General features: G+C 68.5%; 11 protein-coding genes and 2 pseudogenes. 9 read left to right on the forward strand and 4 right to left on the reverse strand.

What is annotated here, in order from left to right; translation table 11 throughout:
• Positions 1 to 35: 35 nt before the first annotated feature.
• The 3 genes from ftsH to folP all read left to right on the forward strand — a co-directional run bounded on the left by ftsH (position 36) and on the right by folP (position 4,989).
• Entirely contained in the window at positions 36 to 1,916 is a 1,881-nt protein-coding gene (gene ftsH / locus CSEG_RS03440; protein WP_013077873.1) for an ATP-dependent zinc metalloprotease FtsH, read from the forward strand.
• 213 nt (positions 1,917 to 2,129) lie between these two features.
• Positions 2,130 to 4,151, forward strand: coding sequence for a hybrid sensor histidine kinase/response regulator (locus tag CSEG_RS03445; protein ID WP_013077874.1), 2,022 nt, complete (start codon positions 2,130 to 2,132; stop codon positions 4,149 to 4,151).
• 10 nt (positions 4,152 to 4,161) lie between these two features.
• Complete coding sequence (gene folP, locus CSEG_RS03450) at positions 4,162 to 4,989, forward strand: dihydropteroate synthase (RefSeq protein ID WP_013077875.1); 828 nt, start codon at positions 4,162 to 4,164, stop codon at positions 4,987 to 4,989.
• Here folP and CSEG_RS23680 read toward each other — a convergent pair.
• Positions 4,986 to 5,705 (reverse strand): glycoside hydrolase family 127 protein, encoded by a 720-nt coding sequence (locus CSEG_RS23680; RefSeq protein WP_208854796.1) that lies wholly within the window; start codon positions 5,703 to 5,705, stop codon positions 4,986 to 4,988. The genes folP and CSEG_RS23680 overlap by 4 nt on opposite strands.
• Positions 5,706 to 5,778: 73 nt before the next feature.
• Positions 5,779 to 6,918: pseudogene (locus CSEG_RS23685) on the reverse strand (beta-L-arabinofuranosidase domain-containing protein); the annotation flags it as partial.
• Between the two features lie 195 nt (positions 6,919 to 7,113).
• Here CSEG_RS23685 and thiD point away from each other — a divergent pair.
• The 3 genes from thiD to CSEG_RS03470 all read left to right on the forward strand — a co-directional run bounded on the left by thiD (position 7,114) and on the right by CSEG_RS03470 (position 9,433).
• Positions 7,114 to 7,944 carry a bifunctional hydroxymethylpyrimidine kinase/phosphomethylpyrimidine kinase gene (gene thiD, locus CSEG_RS03460; protein ID WP_013077876.1) on the forward strand — a complete coding sequence of 277 codons (831 nt, stop codon included), beginning with the start codon at positions 7,114 to 7,116 and terminating at the stop codon, positions 7,942 to 7,944.
• Positions 7,941 to 8,525: a nucleotidyltransferase family protein gene (locus CSEG_RS03465; RefSeq protein ID WP_013077877.1), complete on the forward strand. Its 585-nt coding sequence runs from the start codon at positions 7,941 to 7,943 to the stop codon at positions 8,523 to 8,525. Before thiD ends, CSEG_RS03465 begins: the two co-directional genes overlap by 4 nt.
• Positions 8,526 to 8,611: 86 nt before the next feature.
• Positions 8,612 to 9,433: a PhzF family phenazine biosynthesis protein gene (locus CSEG_RS03470; RefSeq protein ID WP_013077878.1), complete on the forward strand. Its 822-nt coding sequence runs from the start codon at positions 8,612 to 8,614 to the stop codon at positions 9,431 to 9,433.
• 6 nt (positions 9,434 to 9,439) lie between these two features.
• Here CSEG_RS03470 and CSEG_RS03475 read toward each other — a convergent pair whose 3' ends face one another.
• Both CSEG_RS03475 and CSEG_RS03480 read right to left on the reverse strand, forming a co-directional pair.
• Positions 9,440 to 9,790, reverse strand: coding sequence for an MATE family efflux transporter (locus CSEG_RS03475; protein WP_013077879.1), 351 nt, complete (start codon positions 9,788 to 9,790; stop codon positions 9,440 to 9,442).
• A 129-nt stretch (positions 9,791 to 9,919) separates the two neighbouring features.
• Positions 9,920 to 11,924: pseudogene (locus tag CSEG_RS03480) on the reverse strand (ATP-binding protein).
• Between CSEG_RS03480 and CSEG_RS03485 the strand changes: the two are divergent.
• The 3 genes from CSEG_RS03485 (at position 11,896) to CSEG_RS03495 (ending at position 14,117) form a co-directional block, all read left to right on the forward strand.
• A complete protein-coding gene (locus CSEG_RS03485) occupies positions 11,896 to 12,330 on the forward strand; it encodes a hypothetical protein (RefSeq protein ID WP_322348910.1) in 435 nt (144 codons plus the stop codon). The pseudogene CSEG_RS03480 and the gene CSEG_RS03485 sit on opposite strands and share 29 nt — an antisense overlap.
• A gap of 59 nt (positions 12,331 to 12,389) precedes the next feature.
• Entirely contained in the window at positions 12,390 to 12,806 is a 417-nt protein-coding gene (locus CSEG_RS03490) for a hypothetical protein (protein ID WP_013077882.1), read from the forward strand.
• Positions 12,807 to 12,941: 135 nt separating this feature from the next.
• The gene (locus tag CSEG_RS03495; RefSeq protein WP_013077883.1) at positions 12,942 to 14,117 is read left to right on the forward strand and encodes a phosphoserine transaminase; all 1,176 of its coding nucleotides are present in this window, start codon (positions 12,942 to 12,944) and stop codon (positions 14,115 to 14,117) included.
• Positions 14,118 to 14,126 lie beyond the last annotated feature (9 nt).

Consider the following 14,126-nt stretch of genomic DNA (forward strand, 5'->3'; position numbering starts at 1 on the left):
AGGGGCGAAGACCTATCGTTGGGAAGACGAACCGAATGAATTTCCGGAACGCAGCCATCTGGCTGGTGATCGTGGCGGCGCTGATGGGGGTGTTCTTCGTCAGCCAGAACGCGCGGACGAAGGGCGGCGGCGAAATCAGCTATTCGCAGCTCCTCAAGCAGGTGGACGCCGGCCAGATCAAGTCGGCCGAGATCTCCGGCCAGGTCGTCCAGGCCAAGGACGCCAGCGGCAAGGTGCTGACCGTTAACGCCCCGCTCGACTCCGACGAGCTGGTCAACCGCATGGTCGCCAAGAACGCCGACGTGAAGTTCAAGAGCGGCTCGATCAGCTTCCTGGCCATCCTGATCCAACTGCTGCCGATCCTGCTGATCGTGGGCGTGTGGCTGTTCTTCATGCGTCAGATGCAGGGCGGCGCGAAGGGCGCCATGGGTTTCGGCAAGTCCAAGGCCCGCCTGCTGACCGAGAACAAGAACCGCATCACCTTCGAGGACGTCGCGGGCGTCGACGAGGCCAAGGAAGAACTGCAGGAGGTCGTCGACTTCCTGAAGGATCCGGCCAAGTTCCAGCGCCTGGGCGGCAAGATCCCGAAGGGCGCCCTGCTGGTCGGTCCTCCTGGTACGGGTAAGACCCTGATCGCCCGCGCGGTCGCGGGTGAAGCCGGCGTGCCGTTCTTCACCATCTCGGGTTCGGACTTCGTCGAGATGTTCGTCGGCGTCGGCGCCAGCCGCGTGCGCGACATGTTCGAGCAGGCCAAGAAGAACGCCCCCTGCATCATCTTCATCGACGAAATCGACGCCGTCGGTCGCCACCGCGGCGCCGGCCTGGGCGGCGGCAACGACGAGCGCGAGCAGACTCTGAACCAGCTGCTGGTCGAGATGGACGGCTTCGAGGCCAATGAAGGCATCATCCTGATCGCCGCCACCAACCGTCCGGACGTCCTGGATCCGGCCCTGCTGCGTCCGGGCCGTTTCGACCGTCAGGTCGTGGTGCCCAACCCCGACGTCTCGGGTCGCGAGAAGATCATCCGCGTGCACATGAAGAACGTGCCGCTGGCCGCCGACGTCGACGTCAAGACGCTGGCGCGCGGCACCCCGGGCTTCTCGGGCGCTGACCTGGCCAACCTGGTCAACGAAGCCGCCCTGATGGCCGCCCGCAAGAACCGCCGCATGGTCACCATGAGCGACTTCGAGCAGGCCAAGGACAAGGTCATGATGGGCGCCGAGCGCCGCTCGATGGCCATGAACGAGGAAGAGAAGAAGCTGACGGCCTATCACGAGGGCGGCCACGCCATCGTGGCGCTGAACGTCCCGCTGGCCGACCCCGTGCACAAGGCCACCATCGTGCCGCGCGGCCGGGCCCTGGGCATGGTCATGCAGCTGCCGGAAGGCGACCGCTACTCGATGAAGTACCAGCAGATGACCAGCCGCCTGGCCATCATGATGGGCGGCCGCGTGGCCGAGGAGCTGATCTTCGGCAAGGAGAACATCACCTCCGGCGCGTCCAGCGACATCAAGGCCGCCACGGACCTGGCCCGCAACATGGTCACCCGCTGGGGTTATTCCGACGTGCTGGGCACGGTGGCCTATGGCGACAACCAGGACGAGGTCTTCCTGGGCCACTCCGTCGCCCGCACCCAGAACGTCTCGGAAGAGACCGCCCGCATGATCGACAGCGAGGTCAAGCGCCTGGTGCAGTACGGCCTGGACGAGGCTCGCCGCATCCTGACCGAGAAGATCGAGGACCTGCACACCCTGGGCAAGGCCCTGCTGGAGTACGAGACCCTCTCGGGCGAGGAGATCGCCGGCGTGCTGAAGGGCGTGGCGCCCAAGCGGGAAGAGGAAGAGACCCGGGAGACGATCGTCGCCCCGTCTCTGGTCCCCCTCTCGCCGGGCGCGGGCGCCAGCGTCACCGCCTGACGCTCTCCGGGCTTCCAAGGATCAAGCCGGCTCGCAAGGGCCGGCTTTTTTCTTGTCCAGCTGCAACCAGTTCTCAACGAGGTCGTTCAAGCTTCACCGCGAGTTCGCGGCGGGGGCGAACGCGGATCGATGGTCACAAGGGGCAATGACGACACGGCTGGCGTGAGCGTCCTTTCCGCCAGTGACGGCGCCTTCCTGGCGCGAGGCGGACGGATGGGCGCCGCCATCGCCGCGGGCGATTGGACGGACGCCGCCTTGCCGCCGCCCTCGGCCTGGCCCGCCGCGCTCAAGGTCGCGGCCGGGATGATGCTGGTCTCGCCGATCCCCACCTTCCTGGCCTGGGGGGAGACGGCCGCCACCCTCCACAATGACGCCGCGCGCGCCATGCTGGGGCTGCCCGACGCCCTTGGCCGCCCTTTCGTCGAGGCCTTTCCGATCGCGCAGGGCGCCGAGCTGCTGGCGCGGGGGCGGCTGGGCGAAAGCGTGGTGCTGGAAGGCGTACCGTTCATCCGGTTGGGCCAGGAGGCGTGGTGCAACCTTCTGGCCTCGCCGGTCCGCGACGAGGACGGCGTCGTGCGCGGCGTTCTGGTCCACTGCAACGACATCACCACGCGCGTGCTCGACGATCGGGCGCGCCTGGCCGACGAGCGTCGCTACCGCGCGCTCTTCGAGTCGATGGACGAGGGCTTCTGCGTCATCGAGTTCCTCGACGGGCCGCATGGTCCGAACAGTGACTACATCCACATCATGGCCAACGCCGCCTATGAGCGGCACGCGGGCATTCCCAACGTGGTGGGCCAGAAGCTGCGCGAGATGGTGCCGGACGAGGCCGACGCCTGGGTCGCCCGCTATGGCGCGGTGTTGCGCACCGGCGAACCGATCCGCTTCGAGCAGGAACTGGTCGCCACCGGGCGTCATCTGTCTCTGTCATCGTTCCGGATCGAACCGCCGGAGCTGAAGCAGGTGGCGGTTCTGTTCCAGGACGTCACCGACCGCAAGCGCACCGAGGCGGCGCTGCGCCACCTGAACGAGACGCTGGAGGCGCGGATCGCCGAAGCGCTGGAGGAGCGCGAGCGCACCGAAGAAGCGCTCCGCCAAGCCCAGAAGATGGAGGCCGTGGGCCAGCTGACCGGCGGCTTGGCCCACGATTTCAACAACCTGTTGGCCGGCATCTCGGGCGCTTTCGAGATGATCGGCGCGCGGCTGGCCCAGGGGCGGACCGGCGATGTCGAGCGCTATCTCGCCGCCGGGCAGGGCGCGGCGCGTCGGGCGGCGGCGCTGACCCACCGTCTGCTGGCCTTCTCCCGCCGCCAGACCCTGGCCCCCAAGGCCGTCATCATCAACCGGCTGATGGCCGACTTCGTGGAGCTGGTCCGCCGCACAGTGGGGCCTTCCATCGAGGTCGACATGGTCGCCGCGACGGCGCTCTGGCCGACGCTGGTGGACGCCAACCAGCTGGAAAACGCGCTGCTGAACCTGTGCATCAACGCGCGTGACGCCATGCCGGACGGCGGGCGGATCACGATCGAGACCGGCAACCGCTGGCTCGACGACCGCAGCGCCCGCGAGCAAGGCCTGGAGCCGGGCCAGTACGTCTCGGCCTGCGTCAGCGACACCGGCTCGGGCATCGACAAGCAGACCTTGGAGCGCGTCTTCGATCCGTTCTTCACGACCAAGCCGATCGGCCAGGGCACGGGGCTGGGGCTGTCGATGGTCTACGGCTTCGCGCGCCAGTCGAACGGCCACGTGCGGATCTATTCCGAGGTCGGCCAGGGCACGATGGTGTGCCTCTATCTGCCGCGTCACTTGGGCGCCGAGGACGAGGAGCCGGCGCCCGCGCCGCTCGACGCCGTCCAGAGCCATGCCGACCGGACCGTGCTGGTGGTCGACGACGAACCGACCGTGCGGATGCTGGTCACCGACGCCCTCGGCGAGCTGGGCTACGCCTGCATCGAGGCGCAGGACGGCGCGGCGGGCCTGCGAATCCTGCAGGGCGGGCGTCGTGTCGATCTCCTGATCACCGACGTCGGCTTGCCCGGAGGGCTGAACGGTCGCCAGGTGGCCGACGCCGCCCGGGCGCTGCGGCCCGGTTTGAAGGTGCTGTTCATCACCGGATACGCCGAGAACGCCGTCCTGAACCACGGCCACATCGAGCACGGCATGGAGGTGCTGACCAAGCCGTTCGCGATCGCCGATCTGACCGGACGGATCGACCGGATGCTGCGCGAGGGCTAAACGTCGGGGCATGAGCCCCGCCGCCCGCCCCGCCGCTCCGCGCCCCCAGGTGATGGGGATCGTCAACGTCACGCCCGACAGCTTCTCGGACGGCGGACGGTTCTTCGATCCCGCCGACGGCGTCGAGCACGCCCGCCGGCTGATCGCCCAGGGCGCCGACATCCTCGACATCGGCGGCGAGAGCACCCGGCCTGGCGCGACGCCGGTGTCCGCGTTCGAGGAGATGCGGCGGGTGGTCCCGGTGATCGAGGCGGCGCGCGCCGCCAGCGCCATTCCGATCTCGATCGACACCCTGAAGCCCGACGTCGCCCGCGCGGCGGTCAAGGCCGGCGCCACGATCTGGAACGACGTCAGCGCCCTGCGCTTCTCGCCCGACGCCCCCGAGGTCGCCGCCGAGCTGGGCTGCGAGGTCGTCCTGATGCACATGCTGGGCGAGCCGGGCACCATGCAGGACGCCCCCCGCTATGACGACGTGGTCGCCGAGGTCGAGGCCTTCCTGCTGGCCCGCGCCTTCACCGCCATGGCCGCCGGGGTGGCCAAGGAGAAGATCTGGCTGGATCCGGGGATCGGCTTCGGCAAGACCCCCGCGCACAACCTGGCCCTGCTGGCGGCTCTGCCGAGGTTCGTGGCCCTCGGCTATCCGATCCTGCTGGGCGCCAGCCGCAAGCGGTTCATCGCCAGCGTCGACCCGTCGGCGCGTGAGGCCGACGACCGCCTGGGCGGCTCGCTCGCCGCGCACCTGGCCGGCGCCGCCGCCGGCGTGGCTGCGGTCCGCGTGCATGACGTGCGCGAGACGGTCCAGGCGCTGGCGGTGCGGGCGGCGATCGCGGAGGCTTAAGCCCCGCTCAGCCGCCAGTAGGTCGCGTACCGCTCGTGGGCGATGCGGTGATAGGGGACGAGGCGCACCGCGCCGCCCTCCGCCGAGGTCACGGTGAACTCCAGCGGCTTGCCCGTGGGGCGGATGCGAGCGGCCACCGAGGCGGGCTCGCCCGAGAGCGTCGGCGGCGTGAATGGCCCGTCGTTGTACTTCCCGTAGAGCCGCTCGTTGACGACGATGTCGGCGCCAGGCGCGAGGCCTTCGGTCCCCAGGGCGCCGGCCAGCACCAGCGGGCCGTAGGTGAAGGCGGCGATGTCTTTGGAGGCCGGATCGGTCTCGACGCCGGTCCGCATCTCCAGGCGAAGCTCGACCGTGTCGCCGTCCTTCCAGGTGCGCGCGACCTCGAGGAGGCCTGGGGTCTGGGAGCGTAGGGCGACCTTGCCGTTGACCAGCACCGTCGCCGTGCGGCTCCAGCCCGGGTGACGCAGCTTCAGCGTCAGGGCGGTCGGGCGTTTGAGGCCCCAGCGCAGGGTGGTGGTCGGCTCGTCCGGGAAGGTCGTGGTCTGGGTCAGGGTGGCGTCGTGAGCCTTCCAGGCGACCTTCGACGGGATCAGCAGGTTCACGTACAGCGTCTGGCCGTCGTGGAAGTAGATCGAGTCCCGGTACTTGGCGTGGTTCTCCATGCCCGTGCCGGTGCAGCACCAGAACGAGTCGACCGGGGTGCTGTAGAGCTTCATGTAGCCCGGCCGGCGCGCCTTGGAAGTAGGTGACCATGCCGCTGTCGGGGTCCTGCGAGGCCAGGATGCCGTTGTAGAGCCCGCGCTCGTAGTAGTCGGCGTACTCGGCCCGCGGGTCCTGAGCGAACAGGGCGCGGGTCAGTTTCAGCATGTTGTGCTGGCAGCAGGTCTCCGAGCCCTTGGCCGAGAAGACGTGTTTCTCGAAATCGGCCCTCGGGAAGAAGTGCTCGCCGTCGCCCGTCCCGCCGGTGGCGAACGAGCGTGTCCGCGTGACCGTCCGCCAGAAGTACAGCGCGGCGTCGCCATAGGGGCCCTGGCCGGTGACCTCGTGGACGCGCTGGAAGCCGATGATCTTTGGGATCTGGGTGTTGGCGTGCAGGCCGTCCAGGGTGTCGCGACCCTGGGACAGCGGCGTCAGCAGGGCCTTGTGCGAGAAGCGCTCGGCGGCGGTGCGATAGCGCGTGTCGCCGGTCAGGGCGAAGAGATCGGCGAAGACCTCGTTCATGCCGCCGTGCTCGGTGGCCAGCATGGTTTCGAACTGGGCGTCCGACAGGGGCGCGGTCGCGTTGACCGTCCAATCGGCGAGGCGCAGCAACACCACGCGGCTGGTCTCGCTGTCCGCCAGGCGCCAGCCGTCGCGCAGACCGGCGAACACCTTGTGCAGCGTGTACCAGGGCACGCCGGTGATCTTCTCGCCGCGGATGTGAGCCTCGACCAGGGCGGGGCCCTTCGGGAAGGCGCAGACCAGGCCCGAGTTCGAGGCGGCCTGGCAGGCGGCCAGCTCGTCGGCGACATAGTCCACCCGCTGCTTGAAGCGCGCGTCGCCGGTCGAGCGGTACATCAGGGCGCAGGCCGACTGGTAGTGGCCCAGGGTGTGGCCGTGGCAGTTGATGTCGGCCCAGATGGCCTCGGACTCCCAGCCGCCATAGGGCGGGGCCTTGGCTTGAAGACCGGCGTTGGTGCGGAAGGCGCTGAGGAGGCGGTCGGGCTCCAGCGACAGCAGATAGGCCTCGGTCTGGCGCTGAGCGTGCAGGAAGGGGCTGTCGAGAAGGTCGACGTCGCGCATGTCGAAGGCGGAGAGGCCGGCCTTGGCGCCCTTGCCGGCGGCCGCCAGGACCGGGGTCGAGGCCATCGCGCCCAGGGCGCCGGCGATCACGTAGCGCCGGGGCCATCCCGTCCGCGGGCCGCCAGAGCAGCAGTCACCATGGGCCATACGCGAACTCCCTGACGCGATGCGGTCGTCGCCGCTTATTAGTAGGAGTTATTAAGCGTTGAATGGCCGCGAGGAAAGCGGCACGGCGCGGATTTTCGCGCGAGCGCTCGCCAGGCTCGCATATTGGCAGTCGGAGTAATTTGGCGTTGTCGTCGGGGCCTCCCCATCGCCTCGATTCCCGCCTAAACCTCTTCCATGTCCCAAGCTCCCGCCCAGGCGCCGCAAGGCCGCGTTCTCGTCATCGCCGGATCGGATTCCGGAGGCGGGGCGGGGATCCAGGCCGACATCAAGACCATCACCGCTCTGGGTGGCTACGCGGCCACGGCGATCACGGCGGTGACGGTGCAGAACACCCTGGGCGTGACCGGCGTGCACCCGATCCCGCTCGACATCATCGCCGCCCAGGCCCGCGCGGTGCTGGACGACATCGGCGCCGACGCGATCAAGACCGGCATGCTGGGCGACGCGGGCGTGGTGGAGACCGTGGCCGCCGCGATCGACCATGCGGGCCAAGTCCCGGCGGTGATCGACCCGGTCATGGTCGCCAAGGGCGGCGCGCCGCTCCTGGCGCAGGCCGCCATCGGCGCGGTCAAATCGCTGATGATCCCGCGCGCCGCGCTGCTGACGCCCAACGCGCCCGAAGCCGCCGCCCTGACGGGCCTGACCGTCGAGACCACCGACGACCTGCGCCGGGCCGGCGAGGCCCTTCTGGCGCTGGGCGCGAAGGCGGTGCTGATGAAGGGCGGTCACATTCTTGAAGGTGATGGCGCTGGCGATCGCGTCGTCGACGTGCTGATGACCCCGGACGGCGAGACCACCTACGAGGGTGAGCGGATCGAGACCCGCCACACCCACGGCACCGGCTGCACGCTCGCCTCGGCCTGCGCGGTCGGGTTGGCCCAAGGCCTTCCCCTGGAGCAGGCGGTCGCCCGCGCCTGGAACTACGTCCATGAGGCCATGCTGCGGGCGCCGGGCTTCGGCGCTGGACATGGCCCGCTGGATCACGGCTGGACGCTGCGCGCATGACCGAAACGCTGGAAACCCGCCTGGCCGAAATCGTCCGCGCCACCCCGACGACCTGGGCGGTGCTGCAGACGGCGCGCGACCTCGACCTGCCCGACTGGATGATCTTCTCCGGCGCGGTCTATCAGCCGGTCTGGAACCACCTGACCGGGCGGCCTCTGGACTACGGCATCAAGGACTATGACCTGGCCTATCACGACGCCAGCGACGTCAGCTACGAGGCCGAGGACGTGGTCATCAAGCGCGTCGCCGCCGCCTTCGAGCCGCCGCTGCGGGAGCTGGTCGAGGTTCGCAACCAGGCCCGCGTCCACCTGTGGTTCGCCGACAAGTTCGGGGCCGATGAGCCCTATCCGCCGCTTGAGACCAGCGCCGCGGCCCTGAAGCGCTTCGTGGCGACGGCCTTCTGCGTCGGCGTGCGGCTGGAGGCGGACGACAGGCTGACGGTCCATGCGCCATTTGGCCTGGAGGACCTGTTCGCTCTGCGCCTGCGGCCCAACCCGCTGCGTCTGAAAGGCGCCGGCGGTTGGGAGCGCACCACGGGCTCGGCCAAGGCCCGCTGGCCGGAAATCTCGATCGAGCCCTGATTGTCACCGGGACAATAAAGGCTTTGCGCGGCGATGCGCGCCCGCATAACAGCGATGTCCATCGGAATTCCGGGAGATCGCCCGCCATGCGCCAATGGACCATCGACGCCTTCGCCACCGCCCCCTTCAAGGGCAACCCCGCCTGCGTGGTCGAGCCGTTCGAGGCCTGGCCCTCCGACATCTGGATGCAGGCGCTGGCGGCCGAGAACAATCAGGCCGAGACGGCCTATCTGCTGAAGACCAATGATCCGGCCCGCTTTGGCCTACGCTGGTTCACGCCCGCGCTGGAGGCGCCGCTGTGCGGTCACGCCACCCTGGCGGCGGCGCACGTGTTGTTCGACGAGTTGGGCGTCGAGGTTCCGCTTCTGACCTTCGACACCCTGTCGGGACCGTTGACGGTGAAGCGGGCGGAGCAGGGCCTGGAGATGGACTTCCCCGCCGATCCGCCGCGCCGGACATCCGTCCCAGGCGGTCTGGCCGAGGCGTTGGGCGCCACCCCGACCGAAGTCTGGGCGGGGGCCTATCTGATCGCGGTCCTGCAGGATGAGGCGACGGTGCGGGGCTTGAAGCCCGACCTTTCCGCGCTGAAGGCGATCGGCGGTGAGGCGACCGGCGGCCCGGGCCAGACGGTGGTCGTCGCGATGGCCGATCCTGGCCAGCCCTACGCGGTGGTCAGCCGCTTTTTCGCGCCGGGCTTCGGTATTCCGGAAGACCCGACCACGGGCTCGGCCCACTGCATCCTCATGCCGCTGTACGGCGACACGCTGGGCGCGGAGGTCCTGAAATTCCACCAGGCCTATCCTGGCCGAGGCGGTGACCTGGAATGCGAACGCCGCGGCGCGCGCGTCTTGCTGCGCGGCCGCGGCGTCACGGTGGTGGAGAGCCGGCTGCGGGTGCAGCCGGCCTAGTTCATGTTACCAGCGGCCGGGGCCACGGTGGTCGCCATAGCCGTAGCCGTAGTCGCGGTCATGACGCTCGTAGCGGATCTGGGCGCTGATGCGGTCGAAGCGGCGGTCGAGATCGGCGCGCTCCCAGTTGTTCAGGCCGTTGCGGCGATAGCGGTGCTCCAGGCGTTCGGTGTCGCGCAGCTCGGCGCGCAGGCGGTTGGCCTCCGAGCGGGTCAGGGCGCCGTTGCGCTGGCCCATGTCGATACGACGCTCCAGCTGGTCTTGGCGCTGGTTGACGGGTTGGGCCGAGGCGACGGCGGGAAGGGTGGCGGCCGCCAGGGCCGAGACCGTAACGATCGGGATCAGGATCTTTTTCATCGGTTCGGTTCCTCTTGAACATCTCCGCCGACCGCTCCCGGGGAGGTGGGAGGACGACGTTGAGGTAAGAGAAACACGCGACGGCTGAAGCGGTTCTGAGCCGCTCGTTATCTGCCGTTCAGGTGAAGATCAGGCGGCCTTGGCCATGCGGGCCGAGGCGATGGCGTCCTCGATCGCGCCATAGAGCTTGGTCACCTCCACCGGCTTGGCGACGTGGCCTTCCATGCCGGCGGCCAGATAGTCCTCGACCTGATGGGCCAGGGCGTTGGCGGTCACGGCGACGATCGGGGTGCGAGTGCGGCCTTCCTGCGCCTCGAGGGCGCGGATGGCCCGGGCGGCCTCGATCCCGTCCATGACGGGCATGTGGATGTCCATCAGGATGATGTCGAACTTCGTGGCCTTCCAGGCTTCGACGCAGGCCTTGCCGTCGGGGACCATCGTCACTTCGGCGCCCAGCGGGGCCAGCACCGCTTCGATGACCTTCTGGTTGGTCGGATTGTCGTCGGCCGCCAGAATCCGCAGCGCCGCCTTGGCTTTCCGCGCCGGCGCGCGGGCGACAACGGGCGCTTCGTCGTCGTCGATATAGTGGACCTCGGTCAGGGTCTCTTCGCGCGGCAGGGCGACCAGGACGGTGAAGGTCGAGCCGCGGCCTTCGCGGCTCTGGACCTTGATCGAGCCGCCCATCAGCGCCGCCAGCTCGCGGCAGATGGCCAGCCCCAGGCCCGAGCCGCCAAAGCGGCGGGTCGTCGAGCTGTCGGCCTGGACGAACTTGTCGAACAGGCGCGGCAGGATTTCCGGCGCGATGCCGATGCCGGTGTCGGCGACGTCGATGCGCAGGCCCGAGCCGTCTTCCGCGGAGGCGAAGCGGACGGCGACCGCGCCCTCCAGGGTGAACTTCAGGGCGTTCGAAATCAGGTTGCCCAGGATCTGACGCAGCCGATCGACGTCGCCGCGCCACAGGCCGTGCGCCTCGGGGGCCACGGCGACCTCGAAGGCCAAGCCCTTCTCGCGGGCCTGGGGGGCGTAGCTCTCGCGGATCGACTGGGCCAACTGGGCGATGTCGAAGGGGCGGTCCTGGATCTCGAGGCGGCCGGCCTCGATCTTGGACAGGTCCAGCACGTCGTTCAGCACCGCCAGCAGCAGGCCGCCCGATTCGCGGATGACCGCCAGGCGCTCGCGTTGGGCGGGCTTGAGGTCGTCCATGTCCATGACCTCGGCCATGGCCAGCACGCCGTTCAGCGGGGTGCGGATCTCGTGGCTCATATTGGCCAGGAAGTGCGACTTCAGGACGTTGGCGGTGTTGGCGTCGTCGCGCGCCTTGACCAGCTCGGCCATGGCCCCGCGCAGGTCCTGGTCGTTGCTTCGCAGCCGCGCGACCAGATGGTTGAAGCTGTCGATCAGGCTCTGGAAGACGTCGTCGTCGGCGGCTTGCTCCACCGGCATGAAGCGCCCGCCGACCGCGGTCTCGTGCATGGCTTCGGACAGCCGCTCCATCGGGCGGGCCATCCGGCGCGCGAGGCCGTTGGCCAGCAGGATGGCCAGGCCCGCGGAGCCGAAGAACAGCGCGCCGGTCAGGGCCAGGTCGCGCGCCAGGATCTGGCCGACCCCTGGGCGGCGGGCCACCAGAACGATGTCGCCGATCTTGCGGCCGCTCAGTTCAACGGGGCGGGTCAGGGTGTCGACGTCGGCGGGCGTGGGATCGCCGATCTGGGCGACGGTCCGGCCGCCGGTGTCGAGAATGCGCACGGCCGCGACGCCCGGCGCCTTGGCCACGGCGTCCAGCGCCCGATAGACGCCCGCCAGGTTGTTGTCGGCCAGGGGACCGGCGGCGCCCGCGGCCGCCATCTGAGCCAGCACCACGTGGTTGGCGCGTGATTCCTGCCGGGCCACGCTCCACTGCTGAAGCATGAAGCAGAGGCAGGCGGCCACAAGCGCCAGCACCGTGGTGGCCAAGGCCACACCGGCGATTCGCGCCTGGAGGGGCGCGTGGGTCGATTCGCGGCTCGCGCGCGGGCTGTGTCTGTCGCTCATAGGCGTCCAGGAACTCAATCGTAGCGGCACTTTGACGCAAGGTTCCTAACGCTTCGCTTCCAAAACAGCGGTGGTTGCGCGTTACGCCAACGATTGCGTGCATTTACGCGTTGCTTAACTTTAACTTTCTATTTACCTTCTTTGTTAGTGTTTCGTTAACGGAGGCGGGCGTGGAAAAAGTATTTGTTGCTCAACGAGTTGCGGCCAAGCTGTTTGCGTCGGAGAACGCGGTGGACGCGGCGATGGTCGAAACGGCCGAGCTGATGGCCGATCTGCTGAAGGCGCGTAAGGATCTGGGCGTTTCGGCCGTGGTCGGCGATCGCGCCGCCAGCAAGCTGGCCGAAGCCATGACGGCGCTCAGCGAAGCGCGCTCGGCGATGGTTGAGGCGCATACCGAGCTGAATGAGACCAAGCTGCGTCTGGGTATCCGCACGAAGATGGCTGGCGTCGAGGACAAGGGCGTCAACATCGACCTCCAGGGTCGAGCGGGGCTCCGAGAAGCTGTCTAAGGTTGCAATAGTTTAATCCAAAAGGCCTCTAATCTCGATTAGAGGCCTTTTTCATTGCCATGTCCGCTTTCATGATCCTCCCCTTGGCGGTGATTTTCGCCGTCTGCGCCTTGGCCTTGACCAAGGGAGCTCCGTCGGAGCGGTTCGGGGCGGTGATTGTCCTCGTCACCACCGTAGCTGTCGAGCTGATCCACCTTCTGGCGCCGCAGAAGAGCCAAAGCCTTATGCTGTTGGGCGTGGATGGCCTGGTGGCGGTCGGCTTTCTGGTCATCGCGCTGCGATACGCCAGCCTGTGGCTGGGGGCGGCGATGCTGTTCCAAGCCGTGCAATTCAGCTTGCACGCCTACTATCTGGTCACGCAGCAACCGCTCGACCGCAATTACAAGACGATCAACAACATCGACACCGCCGGCGTGCTGCTGTGCATCCTGATCGGAACGCTGGTCACCTGGCGTCGCCGAGCGCCGGGAAAATAATTTCGTCGCGCGGCCGTAAAAGCGCTGGCCGCGACAAATCTCTCCTTGCCTTTTGGCCGCGAACGCGGTTTCTCGCCGGCGGGCCACGCCCTCCCAACGGGGCGCAGTCCATCTGTAAGGATGGGAGACATCGCTATGACCACGACCCTCGCCAAGCCGGCGATCCGCCCGGCTCGCCCCGAGTTCTCTTCCGGGCCTTGCGCCAAAAGGCCAGGCTGGACCCCCGAAAATCTCAGAAACGCCGTCCTGGGTCGGTCGCACCGCTCCAAGCTGGGCAAGGCGCGCCTGAAGGCCGCCATCGACCAGACGCGCGAAGTGCTGGAAGTCCCCGCCGACTTCCTGATCGGCATCGTCGCCGGCTCGGACACCGGCGCCGTCGAAATGGCGATGTGGTCGATGCTGGGCGCTCGCCCGGTCCAACTGCTGGCCTTCGAGTCCTTCGGCAAGGACTGGGTCACGGACGTCACCAAGCAACTGAAGCTGCCCGACGTCGAGGTGCTGAGCGCCCCGTACGGCCAGCTGCCCGACACCTCCAAGGTCGATCCGGCCAAGGACCTGGTCTTCACCTGGAACGGCACGACCTCGGGCGTGCGCGTGCCCAACGCCGACTTCATCTCGGCCGACCGTGAAGGCATCACCATCTGCGACGCCACCTCGGCGGCCTTCGCCCAGGAACTGGACTGGGCCAAGCTCGATGTCGTGACCTTCTCCTGGCAGAAGGCGCTGGGCGGCGAGGGCGCGCACGGGATCCTGATCCTGTCGCCGCGCGCCGTGGCCCGCCTGGAAAGCTACACGCCGGCTTGGCCGATGCCGAAGCTGTTCCGCATGACGAAAGCCGGCAAGATCGCCGCCGACATCTTCGAAGGCGCGACGATCAACACCCCGTCGATGCTTTGCGTGGAAGACGCCCTCGACGCCCTGAAGTGGGCCGCCTCGATCGGCGGCCTGCAGGCCATGCAGGCCCGCGCCGACCAGAACCTTAAGGTCCTGGCAGACTGGGTCGCCAAGACCCCGTGGGTCGACTTCCTGGCCGCGACGCCGGAGATCCGCTCCAACACCTCGGTGTGCCTGAAGGTCGTGGATCCCAAGATCTGCGCCCTGCCGGAAGACGCTCAGGCCGACTTCGCCAAGAAGCTGGCCAGCCTGCTCGAGAAGGAGGGCGCGGCCCTCGACATCGGCGGCTATCGCGACGCTCCGGCCGGCCTGCGCATCTGGTGCGGCGCCACCGTCGAGGCTTCGGACCTCGAGGCCCTGACGCCCTGGCTCGACTGGGCCTTCGCCACCGTCTCGGCCGAACTGGCCGCCGCTTAACTCGCGCCC

The organism is Caulobacter segnis ATCC 21756, from assembly GCF_000092285.1.
Taxonomy (GTDB): Bacteria; Pseudomonadota; Alphaproteobacteria; order Caulobacterales; family Caulobacteraceae; genus Caulobacter; species Caulobacter segnis.

Excerpts from the sequence above, each read along its gene's own strand:
- CSEG_RS23680 (WP_208854796.1), bottom strand. The coding sequence starts at position 5,705 with ATGAAGCTCTACAGCACCCCGGTCGACTCGTTCTGGTGCTGCACCGGC.
- CSEG_RS03465 (WP_013077877.1), top strand. The coding sequence starts at position 7,941 with ATGACCGAAACGCTGGAAACCCGCCTGGCCGAAATCGTCCGCGCCACC.
- folP (WP_013077875.1), top strand. The coding sequence starts at position 4,162 with ATGAGCCCCGCCGCCCGCCCCGCCGCTCCGCGCCCCCAGGTGATGGGG.
- CSEG_RS03490 (WP_013077882.1), top strand. The coding sequence starts at position 12,390 with ATGTCCGCTTTCATGATCCTCCCCTTGGCGGTGATTTTCGCCGTCTGC.
- ftsH (WP_013077873.1), top strand. The coding sequence starts at position 36 with ATGAATTTCCGGAACGCAGCCATCTGGCTGGTGATCGTGGCGGCGCTG.
- CSEG_RS03445 (WP_013077874.1), top strand. The coding sequence starts at position 2,130 with ATGGGCGCCGCCATCGCCGCGGGCGATTGGACGGACGCCGCCTTGCCG.
- thiD (WP_013077876.1), top strand. The coding sequence starts at position 7,114 with ATGTCCCAAGCTCCCGCCCAGGCGCCGCAAGGCCGCGTTCTCGTCATC.
- CSEG_RS03470 (WP_013077878.1), top strand. The coding sequence starts at position 8,612 with ATGCGCCAATGGACCATCGACGCCTTCGCCACCGCCCCCTTCAAGGGC.
- CSEG_RS03495 (WP_013077883.1), top strand. The coding sequence starts at position 12,942 with ATGACCACGACCCTCGCCAAGCCGGCGATCCGCCCGGCTCGCCCCGAG.
- CSEG_RS03475 (WP_013077879.1), bottom strand. The coding sequence starts at position 9,790 with ATGAAAAAGATCCTGATCCCGATCGTTACGGTCTCGGCCCTGGCGGCC.